The organism is Bradyrhizobium sp. WBOS08, from assembly GCF_024585125.1.
GTDB classification, from domain to species: Bacteria; Pseudomonadota; Alphaproteobacteria; order Rhizobiales; family Xanthobacteraceae; genus Bradyrhizobium; species Bradyrhizobium japonicum_B.
In genome coordinates this window covers 3,252,501-3,267,560 of sequence record NZ_CP028988.1, presented here as the reverse complement: position 1 = coordinate 3,267,560, position 15,060 = coordinate 3,252,501, and the positions used below count along the sequence as shown (strand labels likewise).

General features: G+C 65.4%; 15 protein-coding genes (1 of these 15 cut by a window edge). 9 read left to right on the top strand and 6 right to left on the bottom strand.

The genetic code is table 11. The features are described 5' to 3' along the window. Positions 1-118 precede the first annotated feature (118 nt). The 4 genes from DCM80_RS15575 to DCM80_RS15560 all read right to left on the bottom strand — a co-directional run bounded on the left by DCM80_RS15575 (position 119) and on the right by DCM80_RS15560 (position 4,449). On the bottom strand, positions 119-1,990 hold the full coding sequence (locus DCM80_RS15575) for an AMP-binding protein (protein WP_257197803.1): 1,872 nt from the start codon (positions 1,988-1,990) through the stop codon (positions 119-121). Positions 1,991-2,033: 43 nt separating this feature from the next. Next, positions 2,034-2,840 (bottom strand): enoyl-CoA hydratase/isomerase family protein, encoded by an 807-nt coding sequence (locus DCM80_RS15570; RefSeq protein ID WP_257197802.1) that lies wholly within the window; start codon positions 2,838-2,840, stop codon positions 2,034-2,036. A gap of 192 nt (positions 2,841-3,032) precedes the next feature. Further along, a complete protein-coding gene (locus tag DCM80_RS15565; RefSeq protein WP_257197801.1) occupies positions 3,033-3,791 on the bottom strand; it encodes an SDR family NAD(P)-dependent oxidoreductase in 759 nt (252 codons plus the stop codon). A gap of 55 nt (positions 3,792-3,846) precedes the next feature. Next, positions 3,847-4,449, bottom strand: coding sequence for a TetR family transcriptional regulator (locus DCM80_RS15560; protein WP_257197955.1), 603 nt, complete (start codon positions 4,447-4,449; stop codon positions 3,847-3,849). A gap of 211 nt (positions 4,450-4,660) precedes the next feature. Here DCM80_RS15560 and DCM80_RS15555 point away from each other — a divergent pair, with 211 nt between their 5' ends. Further along, on the top strand, positions 4,661-5,833 hold the full coding sequence (locus DCM80_RS15555; protein WP_257197800.1) for an acetyl-CoA C-acetyltransferase: 1,173 nt from the start codon (positions 4,661-4,663) through the stop codon (positions 5,831-5,833). A 175-nt stretch (positions 5,834-6,008) separates the two neighbouring features. Next, entirely contained in the window at positions 6,009-7,553 is a 1,545-nt protein-coding gene (locus DCM80_RS15550; RefSeq protein ID WP_257197799.1) for an acyl-CoA synthetase, read from the top strand. Between the two features lie 118 nt (positions 7,554-7,671). On the opposite strand, the gene DCM80_RS15545 is transcribed toward DCM80_RS15550, so the two are convergent. After that, entirely contained in the window at positions 7,672-8,214 is a 543-nt protein-coding gene (locus tag DCM80_RS15545) for a methylated-DNA--[protein]-cysteine S-methyltransferase (RefSeq protein ID WP_257197798.1), read from the bottom strand. A 137-nt stretch (positions 8,215-8,351) separates the two neighbouring features. On the opposite strand from DCM80_RS15545, the gene DCM80_RS15540 reads away from it, so the two are divergent. Both DCM80_RS15540 and DCM80_RS15535 read left to right on the top strand, forming a co-directional pair. Then, positions 8,352-9,170 (top strand): alpha/beta fold hydrolase, encoded by an 819-nt coding sequence (locus DCM80_RS15540; protein ID WP_257197797.1) that lies wholly within the window; start codon positions 8,352-8,354, stop codon positions 9,168-9,170. Positions 9,171-9,172: 2 nt separating this feature from the next. After that, positions 9,173-9,985 carry an alpha/beta fold hydrolase gene (locus tag DCM80_RS15535; protein ID WP_257197796.1) on the top strand — a complete coding sequence of 271 codons (813 nt, stop codon included), beginning with the start codon at positions 9,173-9,175 and terminating at the stop codon, positions 9,983-9,985. A 36-nt stretch (positions 9,986-10,021) separates the two neighbouring features. Here the strand turns inward: DCM80_RS15535 and DCM80_RS15530 are convergent, their stop codons facing one another. Next, positions 10,022-10,477: a carboxymuconolactone decarboxylase family protein gene (locus tag DCM80_RS15530; RefSeq protein ID WP_257197954.1), complete on the bottom strand. Its 456-nt coding sequence runs from the start codon at positions 10,475-10,477 to the stop codon at positions 10,022-10,024. 99 nt (positions 10,478-10,576) lie between these two features. Between DCM80_RS15530 and DCM80_RS15525 the strand changes: the two genes are divergently transcribed. From DCM80_RS15525 to DCM80_RS15505, 5 genes are all read left to right on the top strand, one after another. Continuing rightward, complete coding sequence (locus tag DCM80_RS15525; protein WP_257197795.1) at positions 10,577-11,434, top strand: sigma-70 family RNA polymerase sigma factor; 858 nt, start codon at positions 10,577-10,579, stop codon at positions 11,432-11,434. A gap of 184 nt (positions 11,435-11,618) precedes the next feature. Next, positions 11,619-12,293 (top strand): GntR family transcriptional regulator, encoded by a 675-nt coding sequence (locus tag DCM80_RS15520; RefSeq protein WP_257197794.1) that lies wholly within the window; start codon positions 11,619-11,621, stop codon positions 12,291-12,293. A 140-nt stretch (positions 12,294-12,433) separates the two neighbouring features. Beyond that, positions 12,434-13,234 (top strand): phytanoyl-CoA dioxygenase family protein, encoded by an 801-nt coding sequence (locus DCM80_RS15515; protein ID WP_257197793.1) that lies wholly within the window; start codon positions 12,434-12,436, stop codon positions 13,232-13,234. Between the two features lie 163 nt (positions 13,235-13,397). Continuing rightward, positions 13,398-14,711 (top strand): NAD(P)H-dependent oxidoreductase, encoded by a 1,314-nt coding sequence (locus DCM80_RS15510; RefSeq protein ID WP_257197792.1) that lies wholly within the window; start codon positions 13,398-13,400, stop codon positions 14,709-14,711. Between the two features lie 184 nt (positions 14,712-14,895). Then, positions 14,896-15,060, top strand: partial view of a TRAP transporter substrate-binding protein gene (locus tag DCM80_RS15505; RefSeq protein WP_257176303.1) — the 5' portion only. It continues 924 nt past the right edge of the window; 165 of the gene's 1,089 nt are visible here — the first part of the coding sequence; it begins with the start codon at positions 14,896-14,898; the stop codon falls past the right edge of the window.

Genomic DNA, 15,060 nt, shown 5'->3' with positions numbered 1-15,060 from the left:
TCATTCGGGGGCGCGCGTAGCGCGAGCCCGGAATCCATAGCCACCAGCCGGGGTGTTATGGATTCCGGGCCTGGCCCTTCGGGCCATCCCGGAATGACGAGGTGAGAGACTTGCGCGCTCATCGCAGCACGATCACATCCTGATCCGGCGTGTCCGCATAGAGCCGCTCCACCAGCGCGGCGCGGCGCTCGAGGCCGGCGCGCTGGTTGATGTAGCCCTTGTCGGTGAGCTCATTGCCGTCGATCGAGGGCGGCTCGACCATCAGCATCGCGCGCGCGATGATGCGGCTGCTGGCCCCCTCGCATTCTTTGTTGTGAGCTTCCAGGCCGCGACGGAAGCAGGCAACCACCTCGGGGTGCTTCACCGCGTCGGCAAAGCTGAGATCAGGATTGCCGACGAGCTGCCGGCAGGCATGCAGGTTCGGCCAGGCAAGCAGGCCGATGAAGGCGCGATCCTGCCCCGCGACCAGCGCGTCATGCACCACAGGCGTTGCGGCTGCGATCGCATCGGTGCGGAGTGAGCCGACATGCACGAATGTGCCGGTGGTGAGCTTGAAGTCCTCGACCACGCGGCCCGCAAAGATGATGCCCTTTACCGGATCGGAATCATCGACGAACACGCCGGCATCGCCGATGCAGTAAAACCCTTCCTCGTCGAACATCTTCTTCGTCAGCTCCGGCTGGCCGAAATAGCCGGGCGTGACGTTGACGCCGCGCAGGCGCAACTCGTATTTCGAGCCGCACGGCACCATCTTCAACTCGACCCCCGGGAACGGCAGGCCGATCAGGCCGACGCGCTCGGTGTCCCAATAGGTGCCGGTCGAGGTCGGCGCGGTCTCGGTCGAGCCCCAGCCGGTATAGAACACGATGCGTTCGCCGGTGGTCTTCACCGCCAGCGCCTGCATGCGCTCGTAGAGATCGTCAGGCAGCCGCGCGCCGCCATAGGCCATGATCGACAGATTCTTGAAGAACGAGCGGCAGAGCGCGTCGTCCTTTTCCATGGCGGCGGCGAGCGCGGCATAGCCGGCGGGCACGTTGGCGTAATAGGTCGGCGAGATCTCGCGAAGGTTGCGCAGCGTCTCCTCGAACTGGCCCGGCATCGGCCGGCCGTCGTCGATATAGAGCGTGCCGCCATCGACCAGGATCGGATGAAACGCCGCGTTGCCGCCCATCGTGTGATTCCACGGCATCCAGTCCAGCATGGTCGCGATCGGACCGTCAGGCGAGCGCGGCCGCACCTGCATCATCATCGCGGCATTGGCGCACATCATCTCCTGCGTGTTGATGACGGCCTTGGGCATGCCGGTCGAGCCCGACGTGAACAGCAGCTTGCCGACGGTCTGCGGCGTGATTCTTGCGATCGAATCCGCGACGTCCGTCGTCACCGGCGTGGCCGCCAACTCGGCAAAGCTGACGCTTGGGACGCCGTCGCAGGGCCGCGCGACGTGAACCACGGTGACGCCGCTGAGATCGAGCGCTTTCAGCGCCTTCTCGAAGGTCGGCCCGTCCTGCACCATCAGCACGGCCGGCTTGATCAGGTCGAACAGGTACTTCAGCTTGACGTGATCGTGGCTCATCAGCGAATAGGCCGGCGACACCGGCGCCGCGGGTGAGCGAGCCTGCATCGCGGCCTGCGTCATCAGCGCATGCTCGATCGAATTGCCGGAGAGGATCGCGACTGGCCGTTCGTCGAGCTTGAGATTGAGCAAGCCTTGCGTCAGCGCATCCACGGTGCGCTTGGCTTCGCCATAGGACACCTTGCGCCATTCGCGGTTCGGGCCGCCGCGCTGCGCCAGCCAAATGCGCTCGGGCGCTTCCTTGGCCCACTTCGCCAGCGACGCCGGAATGTGCGTCTCGTAAGCTTGCAGCGGAATGCGCGACTTCAGCACCACCGTGCCGTCGGCGCGGCGCTCGACGTCGATGTCGCGCTTGAGCCATTCGACCTTGCGAAAGGCGGGCTTCGTCATCACAGCCGCCGCGCTTCCACTCATTTTGCGTCTCCCGGAATTATTGTCCTTTGCGGATCTTCGTGGTTCAGCGCTTGATATAGACAGGCTTTCGCTTCTCAAGGAAGGCCCTGATGCCTTCCGAAAATTCTTCAGAGCGGCTGCACAGAACCTGGTTGCGATCCTCCATCGCGATCGCCGCCTCCAGCGAGCCGGCATCGACGCTCATGTTGAGGCATTCCTTGGACAGGCGCAGGCCCACCGGCGAAGCCGTCATCATCGCCTCGACGTAGGGCTCGGCCGCTTCGTCGAGCTTGTCCTCGTCCACGACCTCCGAGACCAGGCCGACCGCAAGCGCCCGCTCGGCGCCGATGAAGCGCCCGGTCAGGATCAGTTCCGATGCGACGGAGACGCCGACGAGGCGCGGCAGGAAATAGCTGGTGCCGATGTCGCAGCCGCCGAGGCCGAGCTTGATGAAGGCGCAATTCATCCGCGCCGATTTCGTCGCGATGCGGATGTCGGAGGCGAGTGCCAGGGCAAAGCCGCCGCCCGCGGCCGCGCCCTGCACCAGCGACAGGATCGGCTGCGGACAACGCCTCATCAGCATCACGATATCGGCGATGCGGCGTTGCGAATCCAGAGACTCCGTGACGCCCGGCGGCTCCTGCTGCCCGGCACGGCGCGTCATCGCTGCCTTGAGATCGAGGCCCGCGCAGAAATTCTTGCCGGCTCCCGTCAATACTACCACGCGGGTGTCGCGATTGCGTTGGAGGCCCTGGAAATAGTCGTTGAGCGCATCGATCAGCGCAGGATCGAGCGCATTGAGATGCTCAGGCCGGTTCAGGGTCACCCGGTCGACGCCGTCGTCATGCTCGATCAGCAGCGGTTGGGACATGGGGCCTCGTGCTTGCCGCGGGTCGCGGCGCCGATTGCTGCGCCCTCTCCCCTTGTGGGAGAGGGCATGTAAATCGCTAGCCGCACACTCGCTTGGGTGAGGGGTCTGCCTCCACAGATGAGATTGTGGAGACAACCCCTCATCCGGCGCTTCGCGCCACCTTCTCCCTCAAGGGGAGAAGGAAGAAAGTACCTACCGCGGCGCCATGCGGATGGCGCCATCGAGACGGATGGTCTCGCCGTTCAGCATCGGGTTCTCGACGATGTGCACCGCGAGCGAGCCGTATTCGGCGGCATCGCCGAGACGCGAGGGATGCGGCACTTGGGCACCCAGGCTCTTGCGGGCCTCTTCGTTCAAGCCCATCAACAGCGGCGTGAAGAACAGGCCGGGCGCGATGGTGTTGACGCGGATCTTCTGGCTGGCGAGATCGCGCGCGGCCGGCAAGGTCAGGCCGACCACGCCGCCCTTCGACGCCGAATAGGCGATCTGGCCGATCTGGCCTTCGTAAGCCGCGACCGACGCCGTGTTGATGATGACGCCGCGCTCTTCGCCGACCGGCTCGATCGTGACGAGACGTTCGGCGAACAGGCGCAGGCAGTTGAAGGTGCCGATTAGATTGACGTTGATGATGCGTGCGAACTTTTCCAGCGGATAGACGCCGTCGCGGCCGACGATGCGCTGCGAGCCGCCGATGCCGGCGCAGTTCATCAGTACGCGGGCAACGCCATGCGCAGCTTCGGCCTTGGCGATCGCAGCCTTGATCTGCTCTTCGCTGGTGACGTCGGCATGCAGCGCAATGCCCTTCACTTCGGCAGCGACCTTCTCGGCGTTGTCCTTGTTCTGGTCGATCACGCCGATCTTGGCGCCCTTGGCCGCCATGGCGCGAGCGGTGGCTTCGCCCAGGCCCGAACCGCCGCCGGTGATGAGAACGGCTACGTCTTTCAACTGCATTGCTTGTACCTTTCCTTGGACGTTTCTTCTCTAGACTTTGAGAGGTTCAGCCGGATCATCCGGCTGCAACGGCTTCTCCGGCTTGCGTGAGGATGCCGCCACAGATCAACGTTTCCATGTGCTTGATGTACTGCCGACAGACGTCGTCGGTGACCGGACCGACGCCGGTCGCGCGCGACATCGCGTGCCGGCCGAAGAACAGGTGATCGCAGGCGCCGATCAGGCTAGTGTAGAACAGCACCGGATCGGTGGCGCGGAATTCGCCGCGGCTGACGCCTTCGGCGAGCAGGCGGCGGTGGAAATCCAGCAGCGGCGCGACGAAGAACTTCGAAACCTCGTCGGCGGAATCGGCACTGGTTTCGTGCAGCAGATAATGGATCAGCCGGTTCATATAGGGGAACCGGTGATAGGCGCGGATGATGCCGGCGATATGCAGCTTCAGCTTCGCCGTCGAATTGATCGGTTGCGCCAGCAGATATTCGAGGTTGGACATCTCGGTCGCGGCATCCCGCGCCAGCAGCGCCAGCAGCAGGCCGTCCTTGTTGCCGAAATGATATTTGACCAGCGCGGCGTTGGCGCCCGACTTCTGCGCGATGTCGGACAGCGAGATCTCGATTGAGGAGCGTTCGATCATCAGCTCGCTCGCGGCCACGAGCAATTTCTCCGCCGTGGAATTCTTCCCGCTCGGGAGCCGGTTCGGTACGCTGGTAGCCACGGAAGATCCCTGTTCGCCGCTCGAAGCGGGGCGCAGATAAGCCCAAGCAGCGCCTCATCACAAGAGTTAATTGATCGATTGACTAAACGATCTCCCGTCCCTTAAATCCGCCCCCGACACCCAACTCCAATCAAGAATTCAGGGAGAAACCGACATGGCCGAGGCTTACATCGTCGCCGCTGCGCGTACCGCCGGCGGGCGCAAGGGGGGCCGTCTCGCCGGCTGGCATCCGGCCGATCTCGCCGCGAAGGTGCTGGACGAGCTGGTCGATCGCACCAAGGTCGACCCTGCCTTGGTCGAGGACGTGATCATGGGCTGCGTCATGCAGGTCGGCGAGCAATCCAACAACGTCGCGCGCAACGCGATCATGGCCTCGAAGCTGCCGGAGAGCGTGCCGGGCACCTCGATCGACCGCCAGTGCGGCTCCTCGCAGCAGGCGCTGCACTTCGCGGCGCAGGCCGTGATGTCGGGCGCCATGGACGTCGTGATCGCCGCCGGCGTGGAATCGATGACGCGCGTGCCGATGGGCCTGTCCTCGCAGCTTCCGGCCAAGAACGGCTTTGGCAATTACAAGAGCCCGGGCATCGAGAAGAAGTATCCGAACATCGTGTTCAGCCAGTTCACCGGCGCGGAGATGATGGCCGAGAAGTACGGCCTGTCGAAGGATGATCTCGACGAGTACTCCTACAACAGCCATCAGCGCGCGATCGCGGCAACGCAGGCCGGTCACTTCAAGAAGGAAATCGTGCCGCTCGAGATCACCCGCGCCGACGGCAGCAAGGACACCCACCACATCGACGAGGGCATTCGCTTCGACGTCACGCTCGACGGCATCAAGGGCGTCAAGCTGATCGCCGAGAACGGCAAGCTCACCGCCGCCAGCGCCAGCCAGATCTGCGATGGCGCCTCCGGCGTGATGGTGGTGAACGAGCGCGGCCTGAAGCAGCTCGGCGTCAAGCCGATCGCGCGCGTCCATCACATGACGATGATGGGAGGCGATCCCGTCATCATGCTGGACGCGCCGCTGCACGCGACCAAGCGCGCGCTGGAGAAGGCCGGCATGAAGATCGACGACATCGACCTGTTCGAGGTCAACGAGGCCTTCGCCTCGGTGCCGACCGGCTGGCTAAAGACCACCGGCGCCGATCCGGAGCGTCTCAACGTCAACGGCGGCGCCATTGCGCTCGGCCATCCGCTCGGCGGCTCCGGCACCAAGCTGATGACGACGCTGGTCCACGCCCTGCATCAGCGCGGCAAGCGCTATGGCCTGCAGACCATGTGCGAAGGCGGCGGCATGGCCAACGTGACGATCGTGGAGCGGCTGTAGGCTGAGACGTCGCCACACAAACGGTGTCGTCCCGGCGAACGCCGGGACCCATAACCACAGGAGGCTGTGGTTATGGCGAGCTGGGGCGACATTCTGTTTCAGCGACTCACTGCAGTGACTATGGGTCCCCGCGTTCGCGGGGACGACATCTCGTTTGCCTCGGGACCTGCACCAAATGACCCACCCCTCCGTCCACGCCCGCACCACGCCCGACAAGATCGCCTACCAGATGGCCGGCACCGGCAAGGCGATCACCTATCGCGAGCTCGACGAGCTCTCGAACCAGGGCGCGCATCTGTTCCGCTCGCTCGGGCTGAAGGCCGGCGACCACATCGCACTATTGATGGAGAACCGTCTCGCCTTCATGGAGCTGTGCTGGGCCGCGCAGCGCAGCGGGCTCTACTACACCGCGATCAGCCGTTATTTGAAGCAGGACGAGATCGACTACATCGTGAAGGATTGCGGCGCCAAGGTCGTGATCACCACCCCGAAATGCGCCGACCAGATCAGGGGCCTGATCAAGGGCACGGCCAGCGAGCCTATCTTCTACATGATGGACGAGCCGCTGCCCGGCTTCCGTTCCTACGACAAGGAGGCCGCCGCGCAGCCGACCACGCCGATCCCCGACGAGGTCGCCGGCTACGACATGCTGTATTCGTCCGGCACCACCGGCCGGCCCAAGGGCGTCAAGAAGGCCTTCGAGGGCAAAGCGATCGACGAGCCGAACCCGCTTCTGCGCGTGCTCTGCGCCGACATGTGCGGCATGAACACCGACAGCATCTATCTGTCACCGGCGCCGCTCTATCACGCCGCCCCCTTGCGCTTCAACATGATGGCGATCGTGCTCGGCGGCACCTCCATCATCATGGAGCACTTCGACGCCGAGGAGTTCCTGAAGCTGGTCGAGAAGTACAAGGTCACCCAATCGCAGCTGGTGCCGACCATGTTCGTGCGCATGCTGAAGCTGCCGGACGAGGTCCGCACCAAGTATGACGTTTCCACATTGAAGGGGGCGATCCACGCCGCCGCGCCCTGCCCGGTCGACGTCAAGGCGAAGATGATCGAATGGTGGGGGCCGATCCTGATCGAGTATTACGCCGGCTCGGAAGGCAACGGCGTCACCGTATGCAGCTCGCAGCAATGGCTGGAGCATCGCGGCAGCGTCGGCCGCGCCGTGGTCGGCAAGGTCAAGATCCTCGACGAGAACGACGAGGAGCAACCGGTCGGCGAGATCGGCACGGTCTATTTCGCCGACGCGCCCGCCTTCACCTATCACAACGACCCCGAGAAGACGAAGAAGGCCTATAATGCCAAGGGCTGGTCGACGCTCGGCGATGTCGGCTACCTCGACAAGGATGGCTTTCTCTATCTCACCGACCGCAAGTCCTACATGATCATCTCGGGCGGCGTGAACATCTACCCGCAGGAGACCGAGGACGTGCTGATCACCCACCCTGACGTCGCCGACGTCGCGGTGTTCGGCGTCCCCAACGAGGAGATGGGCGAAGAGGTCAAGGCGGTGGTGCAGCCGCACGACATGGGCCGCGCCGGCAAGGCGCTCGAGGCCGATTTGATCGCCTATTGCAAGGGCCGCCTCTCCGCCATCAAGTGCCCGCGCTCGATCGATTTCGAGCCCGAGCTGCCACGCACGCCGACCGGCAAGCTGGTGAAGCGGCATCTGCGCGACAAATATTGGCCGAAGGCGGCGGCGAAAATTTGAGACAGGTCTCGTAGGGTGGGCAAAGGCGCAAAGCGCCGTGCCCACGAACTTTTCAGGCTACGACGAGACCGTGGGCACGCTCCGCTTTGCCCACCCTACGAAGTCAGTGCAAGGCGTCTCAATCAAACAAACTCGGCGTGTGGTTCACCAGCGCGCCTTCGATCTCGAGCATCCTCAGCTTGGTCACCACGCCGCCATTGGCCGAGAAGCCTCCGGGCTTGTTGCCGGCGGCGAGCACGCGGTGGCAGGGCACCACGATCGGGCACGGATTGCGGCCGAGCGCCTGGCCGACATCGCGCGACAGCTGAACGCCGCCGAGCTGCTTGGCGATATCGCCATAGGTGATGGTCTTGCCAGGCGGAATCGCGCGGGCGATCTCATAGACGCCGCGGTTGAACTCGGGCACTCCGTCGAGATCGAGGGCAATGTCGGTGAGGTCATCCGGCTCGCCCGCAAGCAGTTTTGTGATGCGGTCGATCGCCTGCTGCACCTCCGCGGTCGGCTCGGTCTGGGTGGCCTCGGCGTGGCGCTGGCTGATGCGGGTGCGGATCTTCTCTTCGCCACCCATCGGCAATTGCGTGCCGTTGATGCCGCGCGGGCCCCAGGCGATGGCGCAAAGGCCGATCCGGGTGTCGAACAGGGCGAAATGCTGGTCGGTCATGGCTTGATTCCTGAGCTTGCGTCCTCGTCGCACGCCCCCATCGTGATGTCGGCCCAAATCTAGGCTTGGAAATAGTTGCGATCCACCCGGTTTCCGGGAATCTTGCACAGGAGTCCTGCCCACCTCGCGAGACCAGAATGCAAAGCCTCCACGTCAACGGTTACGATATGCCCTATCTCGACGTGGGGGATGACAATGGCCGGCCGCCGCTGGTCTGCGTGCACGGCTCGCTCAACGACTTCCGCGTCTGGGGCTGCGTGCTCGGACCGCTGACGCAGCAGCGCCGGGCCATCGTGGTCAGCCTGCGGCACTTCTTTCCCGACCGCTGGGACGGCCTCAGTGACACCTATTCGATCGCCCAGCATGTCCAGGACGTCATCGCCTTCATCGAGAAGCTCGACCTTGGACCCGTCGACCTGATGGGCCATTCCCGCGGCGGGCACATCTGCTTTCGCGTCGCGCAGCAACGCCCCGATCTGCTGCGACGGCTCGTCCTGGCGGAGCCCGGCGGCGAGCTCGATGCCAGCCTCGATCCCGACTACGTCGGCGGCCCCTCGCCGCTCTTGGCGCGCTTCACGGCCTCGGCCGAGAAGATCGCGGCGGGCGATGTCGACGGCGGGCTCGCCGTCTTCGTCGACACGCTGGAAGGCGCCGGCACCTGGCCGCGGCTGCCGGCGATGGTGAAGCAGAACCTTCGCGACAACGCCTATACATTGATCGGGCAGGTCCGCGACAATCGTCCACCGTTCTCGAAGGCGGATGCGGAGTCCATCAAGATGCCGACGCTGTTCATCCTGGGCGCGCGGACCAAGGGCCTGCTGCCGAAAGTGCTGCATGCGCTGGCCGCGCATGTGCCCTATTCCAAGACGGCGGTCATCCCGAATGCGACGCATCCGATGTTCGAGCAGGCGCCGCAGAGGTATTCCGAAGTGGTGCTGGATTTTCTGGCGAGCTGATCATGCAAACATTCCGCGTCAACGAATACGACATGGCCTATCTCGAAGTCGGGAGCGGCCCGCCGCTGGTCTGCGTGCACGGCACGCTCGGGGATTTCCGCACCTGGTATGCGGTGCTCGGCCCGCTGTCGAAGACCCATCGCGTGATCGCGGTCAGCCTGCGGCATTTCTTCCCCGAGCATTGGGACGCCGTCGGCGACGACTACAAGATGGCGCAGCACGTCGCCGACATGATTGCCTTCATCGAGCAGGTGAAGCCCGCGCCGGTCGATTTGATGGGCCATTCGCGCGGCGGCCACATCGCCTTTCGCGTGGCGCAGGCGCGGCCCGATCTCGTGCGAAGACTGGTGCTGGCCGAGCCCGGCGGCGATCTCGACGCCAGCCTGCCGGTGCCTGAAGGCACGGCCGCGCATCCGCCGCTGGCGGCGCGCACCGCACGCTCGGTCGAGATGATCCGCGCCGGCGATATGGAGGGCGCGCTGCAGAATTTCTACGAGGGCATCGAAGGCGACGGCGCCTGGCGGCGCGTGCCGGCGGCGGCCAAGCAGCAGCTGCGCGACAACGCGCTGACCTTTCTCGGCCAGATCAACGAGGAGCGTCGGCCCTACACGCTCGCAGACGCGCAGGCGATCCGGACGCCGACGCTGCTGATCGGCGGCGGCGCGACGACCGGCAGCCTGTCGGTGCTGTGGCGCGTGCTGGCCGCGCACATCGCGGGAGCTGAGACGGCGGTGATTCCAAACGCCGGCCATTGGATGTTCGAGCAGGCGCCGCTGGAGTTCGGCGACGTGGTGAACCGGTTCTTGGCGGAGTAGGCGCCCTCTCCCCACCGGGGAAGAGGGCCGGGCAATTCACACTTTCCATCCACCGACCGGCATCTTGACCGTTGCGTTCAGCCGGTTCCAGACGTTGATGGTCGCGATCGACAGGATCAGCGTGGCGAGCTCGCGTTCGTCGTAATGCTTGTCGGCCTCGCTCCAGACCGCATCCGGCACCGGATCCTCGCGATCGGCGAGACGGGTGACGGCCTCGGTCAGCGCCAGCGCGGCGCGCTCGGCGTCGGTGAAATAGGGCGCCTCGCGCCAGGCGGACACGGCGAACAGGCGCTCGTCGGTCTCACCCAGCTTGCGGGCGATCTTGGGATGCATGTCGACACAGACGCTGCAACCGTTGATCTGGCTGGCGCGCAGGTGCACCAGCTCCAGAAGCTTTTCCGGCAGGCCCTGCTTGGTCAGATTGCCGAGGGACTGCAGGAGGTTCATGGCCTCGGGCAGGACCATGACCGGGTGATTCATGCGGGCGTGCATCATGTTCGTCTCCATCGCTCGAATTTCGAAGGTTCCGGTCACATCGGCCGGATCGGCTTCGTCATGGGCATGACGGATCGCGACGAGGGAATGTGACCGATGACCGAGCAAAATTTTCTCACTGAACAGTTCGAGGCCAGCAGGGACCATTTGCGCGCGGTCGCCTACCGGATGCTGGGCTCCGGCGCCGAGGTCGACGATGCCGTGCAGGAGGCCTGGCTGCGGGTCAGCCGCTACGACATGTCCGATATCGCGAATCTGCGCGGCTGGCTGACCACCGTGGTGGCGCGCATCTGCCTCGACATGCTGCGGGCACGGAAGTCGCGCAAGGAAGAGCCGATGGGCCCGGATGTACCGGAGCCGGCCGACGAGACGCCATTGCGCGAGGCCGAGATGGCCGACTCCGTCGGTGCGGCGCTGCTGGTGGTGCTGGAAACGCTGCAGCCTGCGGAGCGGCTCGCCTTCGTGCTGCACGACATGTTCGCCGTGCCGTTCGAGGAGATCGCGCCGATCGTGGGCCGTTCGGTCGAGGCGTCGCGGCAGCTCGCGAGCCGGGCGCGGCGGCGCGTGCAGGGCGCGCCGGTGCCCGAGACCGACCTGTCGCGTCAGCGCGGAATCGTCGATGCCTTCCTCAAGGCGTCGCGCGAGGGCAATTTCGAAGGGCTGCTGGCCGTGCTCGATCCCGACGTCGTCTTCCGCGCCGACGAGGCCGCGATGCGGCTCGGCACGCTGGCGGAGATCCGCGGCGCGGATGCGGTCGCGCAGCTCTACAAGGGCCGTGCCCGGGCGGCGCGGACGGCGCTGGTCGACGGCGAGATCGGCGTGGCCGTCATCCTCGGCGGGCAGCTGCGCATCGCGGTGCGCGTGACGTTTAAGAACGACCGCATTTCGGGGATCGAGGCCCTGGCTGATGCGGAGCGGCTCGCTACGCTGGAGGTCGAGGTGCTGGAGGGCTGAGCCCGAGCGCAATATCGCGAAAACAACCCCATGCACAGTAGATGGGCCTAGCGATATCAAAGGCTTAGCCGGTGCCTCGACAGGGCGTTGCGTCACCCTCCGATACCGCTTGACGGACCTACTGTCCGAGCGTAGCTTCGAATACGGAATTCCGTATTCCCTGTTGACTTTCGGAGCTGCCGGCGTGATCCCTCTTGACCCGCTCCCGAACCTGATCGATCAGGTCTATGCGCGCATCTTGGAGGCGATTTCCGACCGGACGCTCGAGCCCGGCCGGCGCATCCGCCAGAACGAGCTCGCCGACAAGCTCGGCGTGTCACGCCAGCCGGTGTCGCACGCGCTGCATCTGCTGCACCGCCAAGGTCTCGTCGCCGAGAGCGGCAAGCGCGGCTTCGAGGTTACCCAGCTCGATCCTTCCCGCATCCGCCAGCTCTACGAGGTGCGCGGCGCCATCGATGCGCTGGCGGCCCGGCTCGCGGCACGACGCGCGGGATCCGACGCGGCCGGCCGCGGGCGGCTGGAAGCGGCGCTGGCCGCCGGAGGCCGCATCGACAGCGCGACGCCCCTGGCCGAACTCATCGTGCTCGATGTCGATTTTCACCGCGCGATCTATCAGCTCGCCGGCAATCCCGTGATCGAGGCGACGATCGCGCCGCAATGGCCGCATATGCGCCGCTCGATGGCAACGGTGCTGTCAGAGCTCGACTATCGCGGCAGCGCCTGGGCCGAGCACGCCGGCATCGCCGGGCATATTCTCGCAGGCGATGCGGGCGCGGCCGAACGCGCCGCGCTGGCGCATGCGCAAACGGCGGGGCGGATGACCGAGGAGAGGTTGAGGGCGACGGAGGCGGCGGCGTGATGACACCGCGCTCCATCATGCCCGGCCTTGTGCCGGGCATCCACGTTCTTTTGAACGTGACGCCAAGACGTGGATGGCCGGGTCAAGCCCGGCCATGACGAGAGAGAGAGACAACAAATAACAAAACAGGAGGACGACCCATGAGACTGTCTCAGGAGCAATTGGAGTTCTTCCACCGCGAGGGCTGGCTGTTCCTGCCCGAACTGTTTGCCCAAGAGGAGGTCGATCTGCTGGCGCGCGAGGCAGTCGGCATCTACGACGCCAACCGGCCGGAGGTCTGGCGCGAAAAGAGCGGCGCGCCGCGCACGGCCTTTGCCGCGCATCTCTACAACGAGGCGTTCGGCATCCTCGGGGCGCATCCGCGCATGATCGAGCCGGTCGAACAATTGTTCGGCGAGCCGGTCTACATGCACCAGTTCAAGATCAACGCGAAATCAGCCTTCACCGGGGACGTCTGGCAGTGGCACCAGGATTACGGCACCTGGAAGCGCGACGACGGCATGCCGGAGCCGCGGGCGATGAACATCGCGATCTTCCTCGACGAGGTGATGCCGATCAACGGCCCCCTGATGCTGGTGCCGCGCAGCCAGAACGCCGGCGATCTCGAGGCCTCGCACGACCTCGCCACCACCTCCTATCCGCTGTGGACGCTGGACGAGGCAACGGTGACGCGCCTCGTCGAGCAGGGCGGCATCGTCGCGCCGACCGGCAAGCCCGGCGGCATGCTGATGTTCCACGGCAATCTCGTGCACGGATCAAGCGGCAACATCACGCCCTATCCGCGCAAGATCGTGTATCTGACGCTGAACGCGGTCTCGAACTACATCCGCACCCCGACGCGGCCGGACTACATCGCCCATCGCGACTTTACGCCGATCAAGACGGTGGACGACGACGCGCTGCTGCGGCTCGCCCGTGCCCCGCGGCAGGCGGCGGAGTAAGAAGGTCTCGTGCCCCGGACGCAGTGCAGCGCTTCTTCAGCGCTGCGCTGCAGAGCCGGGGCCCATGCTACGCCGAATTCCCTCACACTGGGTCCCGGCTCTGCGGCGCAGCGTTGCTCGCTGCGCCTTGGCCGGGACACGATAGTCATATCGGACATCCCCCATGAACCTCTTCCGCCTCCTCCAGGCCCGCGCCTCCGCCGGCAAGCCCGTTCGTGTCGCATTGATCGGTGCTGGCAAATTCGGCTCGATGTTTCTGGCGCAGGTGCCGCACACGCCCGGGCTGGAGGTGCCCATCATCGTCGACATCGACCGCGAGCGCGCGCGCGAGGCCTGCCGCACCGTCGGCTGGGACGCGGAGCGGATCTCCGCGACAATGTTCACCGATGACGGCGCGCGCGCCATTGCCGGCGGTGCGATGGACGTAGTGGTGGAGGCGACCGGCAATCCCGCGGCCGGCATCAAGCATGCGCGCGCCGCGATCGCCGCGGGCAAGCATATCGTGATGGTGAATGTCGAGGCCGACGTGCTGGCGGGCCCCCTGCTCGCCCAGGAAGCGCGCAAGGCGGGTGTGGTCTATTCGCTCGCTTACGGTGACCAGCCGGCGCTCACCGCCGAGATGGTCGACTGGGCCCGCGCCACCGGCTTCCGCGTCGTCGCGGCCGGCAAAGGCACGAAATACCTGCCGGCCTATCACGACGTGACGCCCGACGGCGTCTGGCAGCATTACGGCCTGACCGCAGGCGAAGCGCAGTCGGCCGGCATGAATCCGCAGATGTTCAATTCGTTTCTCGACGGCACCAAATCGGCGATCGAGATGGCCGCGATCGCCAATGCCTGCGCGCTCGACGTGCCCGCGGACGGCCTGCTGTTTCCGCCCTGCGGCGTCGACGATCTGCCGCATATCATGCGGCCGCGGTCGCGCGGCGGCGTGTTGGAGCGGCCTGGCGTGGTCGAGGTCGTCTCCTCGCTCGAGCGCGACGGCCGGCCGGTGTTCCGCGACCTGCGCTGGGGTGTCTATGTCGTGCTGGAGGCTCCGAGCGATTATGCCGCCGACTGCTTCCGGCAATACGGCCTGAAGACCGACGCCAGCGGACGCTATGCCGCGATGTACAAGCCCTATCATCTGATCGGGCTCGAGCTGAACATCTCGGTGCTGTCGGCCGTGCTGCGGGGTGAGCCGACCGGCCAGGCCAGCGGCTTCCGCGGCGACGTCGCGGCGGTCGCCAAGCGAAATCTGCGCGCGGGCGAGATGCTCGACGGCGAGGGGGGCTATACGGTGTGGGGCAAGCTGGTACCGGCCGCCGCGAGCCTTCGGGCCGGCGCCTTGCCGATCGGACTCGCACATCGCGTGAAGCTGACACATGACGTCGCCCATGGCGCGGTGGTGCGCTGGAGCGATGTCGAATTCGATGCGGGCAACGAAACGGTGAAGACGCGCAAGGCGATGGAAACCGCATTCGCAGCGCAGCATTGACCGGCTTGCCAGGGGCACAACCAAAGCGCGCTTGATTTGCGGTTCCCCTTTGGTCATGCTGCCTGCGATCCGGGAATACTGAACTTCGGACATACAAAAGGAAACGTCGGCCAGCGACGAAGACGAAAGCGGCGTCAAGACCGCGATCCCTCGTCGAGGACTCGGCATCACAGGAGGGAAACGCATGGAACGTCGTAAATTCCTGACGGCAGGCGGACTGGGCCTTGCCGCAAGCGCAGTCGCAGCGCCAGCTATCGCGCAATCGATGCCGGAGGTGAAGTGGAGGCTGGCCGCGAGCTGGCCAAAGTCACTCGATACGCTCTATGGCGGCTGCGAATATTTCTGCAAG

Bases quoted from the DNA above. Each gene is read 5' to 3' on its own strand.
- DCM80_RS15575 (WP_257197803.1), bottom strand. From the start codon at position 1,990: ATGAGTGGAAGCGCGGCGGCTGTGATGACGAAGCCCGCCTTTCGCAAG.
- DCM80_RS15570 (WP_257197802.1), bottom strand. From the start codon at position 2,840: ATGTCCCAACCGCTGCTGATCGAGCATGACGACGGCGTCGACCGGGTG.
- DCM80_RS15565 (WP_257197801.1), bottom strand. From the start codon at position 3,791: ATGCAGTTGAAAGACGTAGCCGTTCTCATCACCGGCGGCGGTTCGGGC.
- DCM80_RS15555 (WP_257197800.1), top strand. From the start codon at position 4,661: ATGGCCGAGGCTTACATCGTCGCCGCTGCGCGTACCGCCGGCGGGCGC.
- DCM80_RS15550 (WP_257197799.1), top strand. From the start codon at position 6,009: ATGACCCACCCCTCCGTCCACGCCCGCACCACGCCCGACAAGATCGCC.
- DCM80_RS15545 (WP_257197798.1), bottom strand. From the start codon at position 8,214: ATGACCGACCAGCATTTCGCCCTGTTCGACACCCGGATCGGCCTTTGC.
- DCM80_RS15540 (WP_257197797.1), top strand. From the start codon at position 8,352: ATGCAAAGCCTCCACGTCAACGGTTACGATATGCCCTATCTCGACGTG.
- DCM80_RS15535 (WP_257197796.1), top strand. From the start codon at position 9,173: ATGCAAACATTCCGCGTCAACGAATACGACATGGCCTATCTCGAAGTC.
- DCM80_RS15530 (WP_257197954.1), bottom strand. From the start codon at position 10,477: ATGCACGCCCGCATGAATCACCCGGTCATGGTCCTGCCCGAGGCCATG.
- DCM80_RS15525 (WP_257197795.1), top strand. From the start codon at position 10,577: ATGACCGAGCAAAATTTTCTCACTGAACAGTTCGAGGCCAGCAGGGAC.
- DCM80_RS15515 (WP_257197793.1), top strand. From the start codon at position 12,434: ATGAGACTGTCTCAGGAGCAATTGGAGTTCTTCCACCGCGAGGGCTGG.
- DCM80_RS15510 (WP_257197792.1), top strand. From the start codon at position 13,398: ATGAACCTCTTCCGCCTCCTCCAGGCCCGCGCCTCCGCCGGCAAGCCC.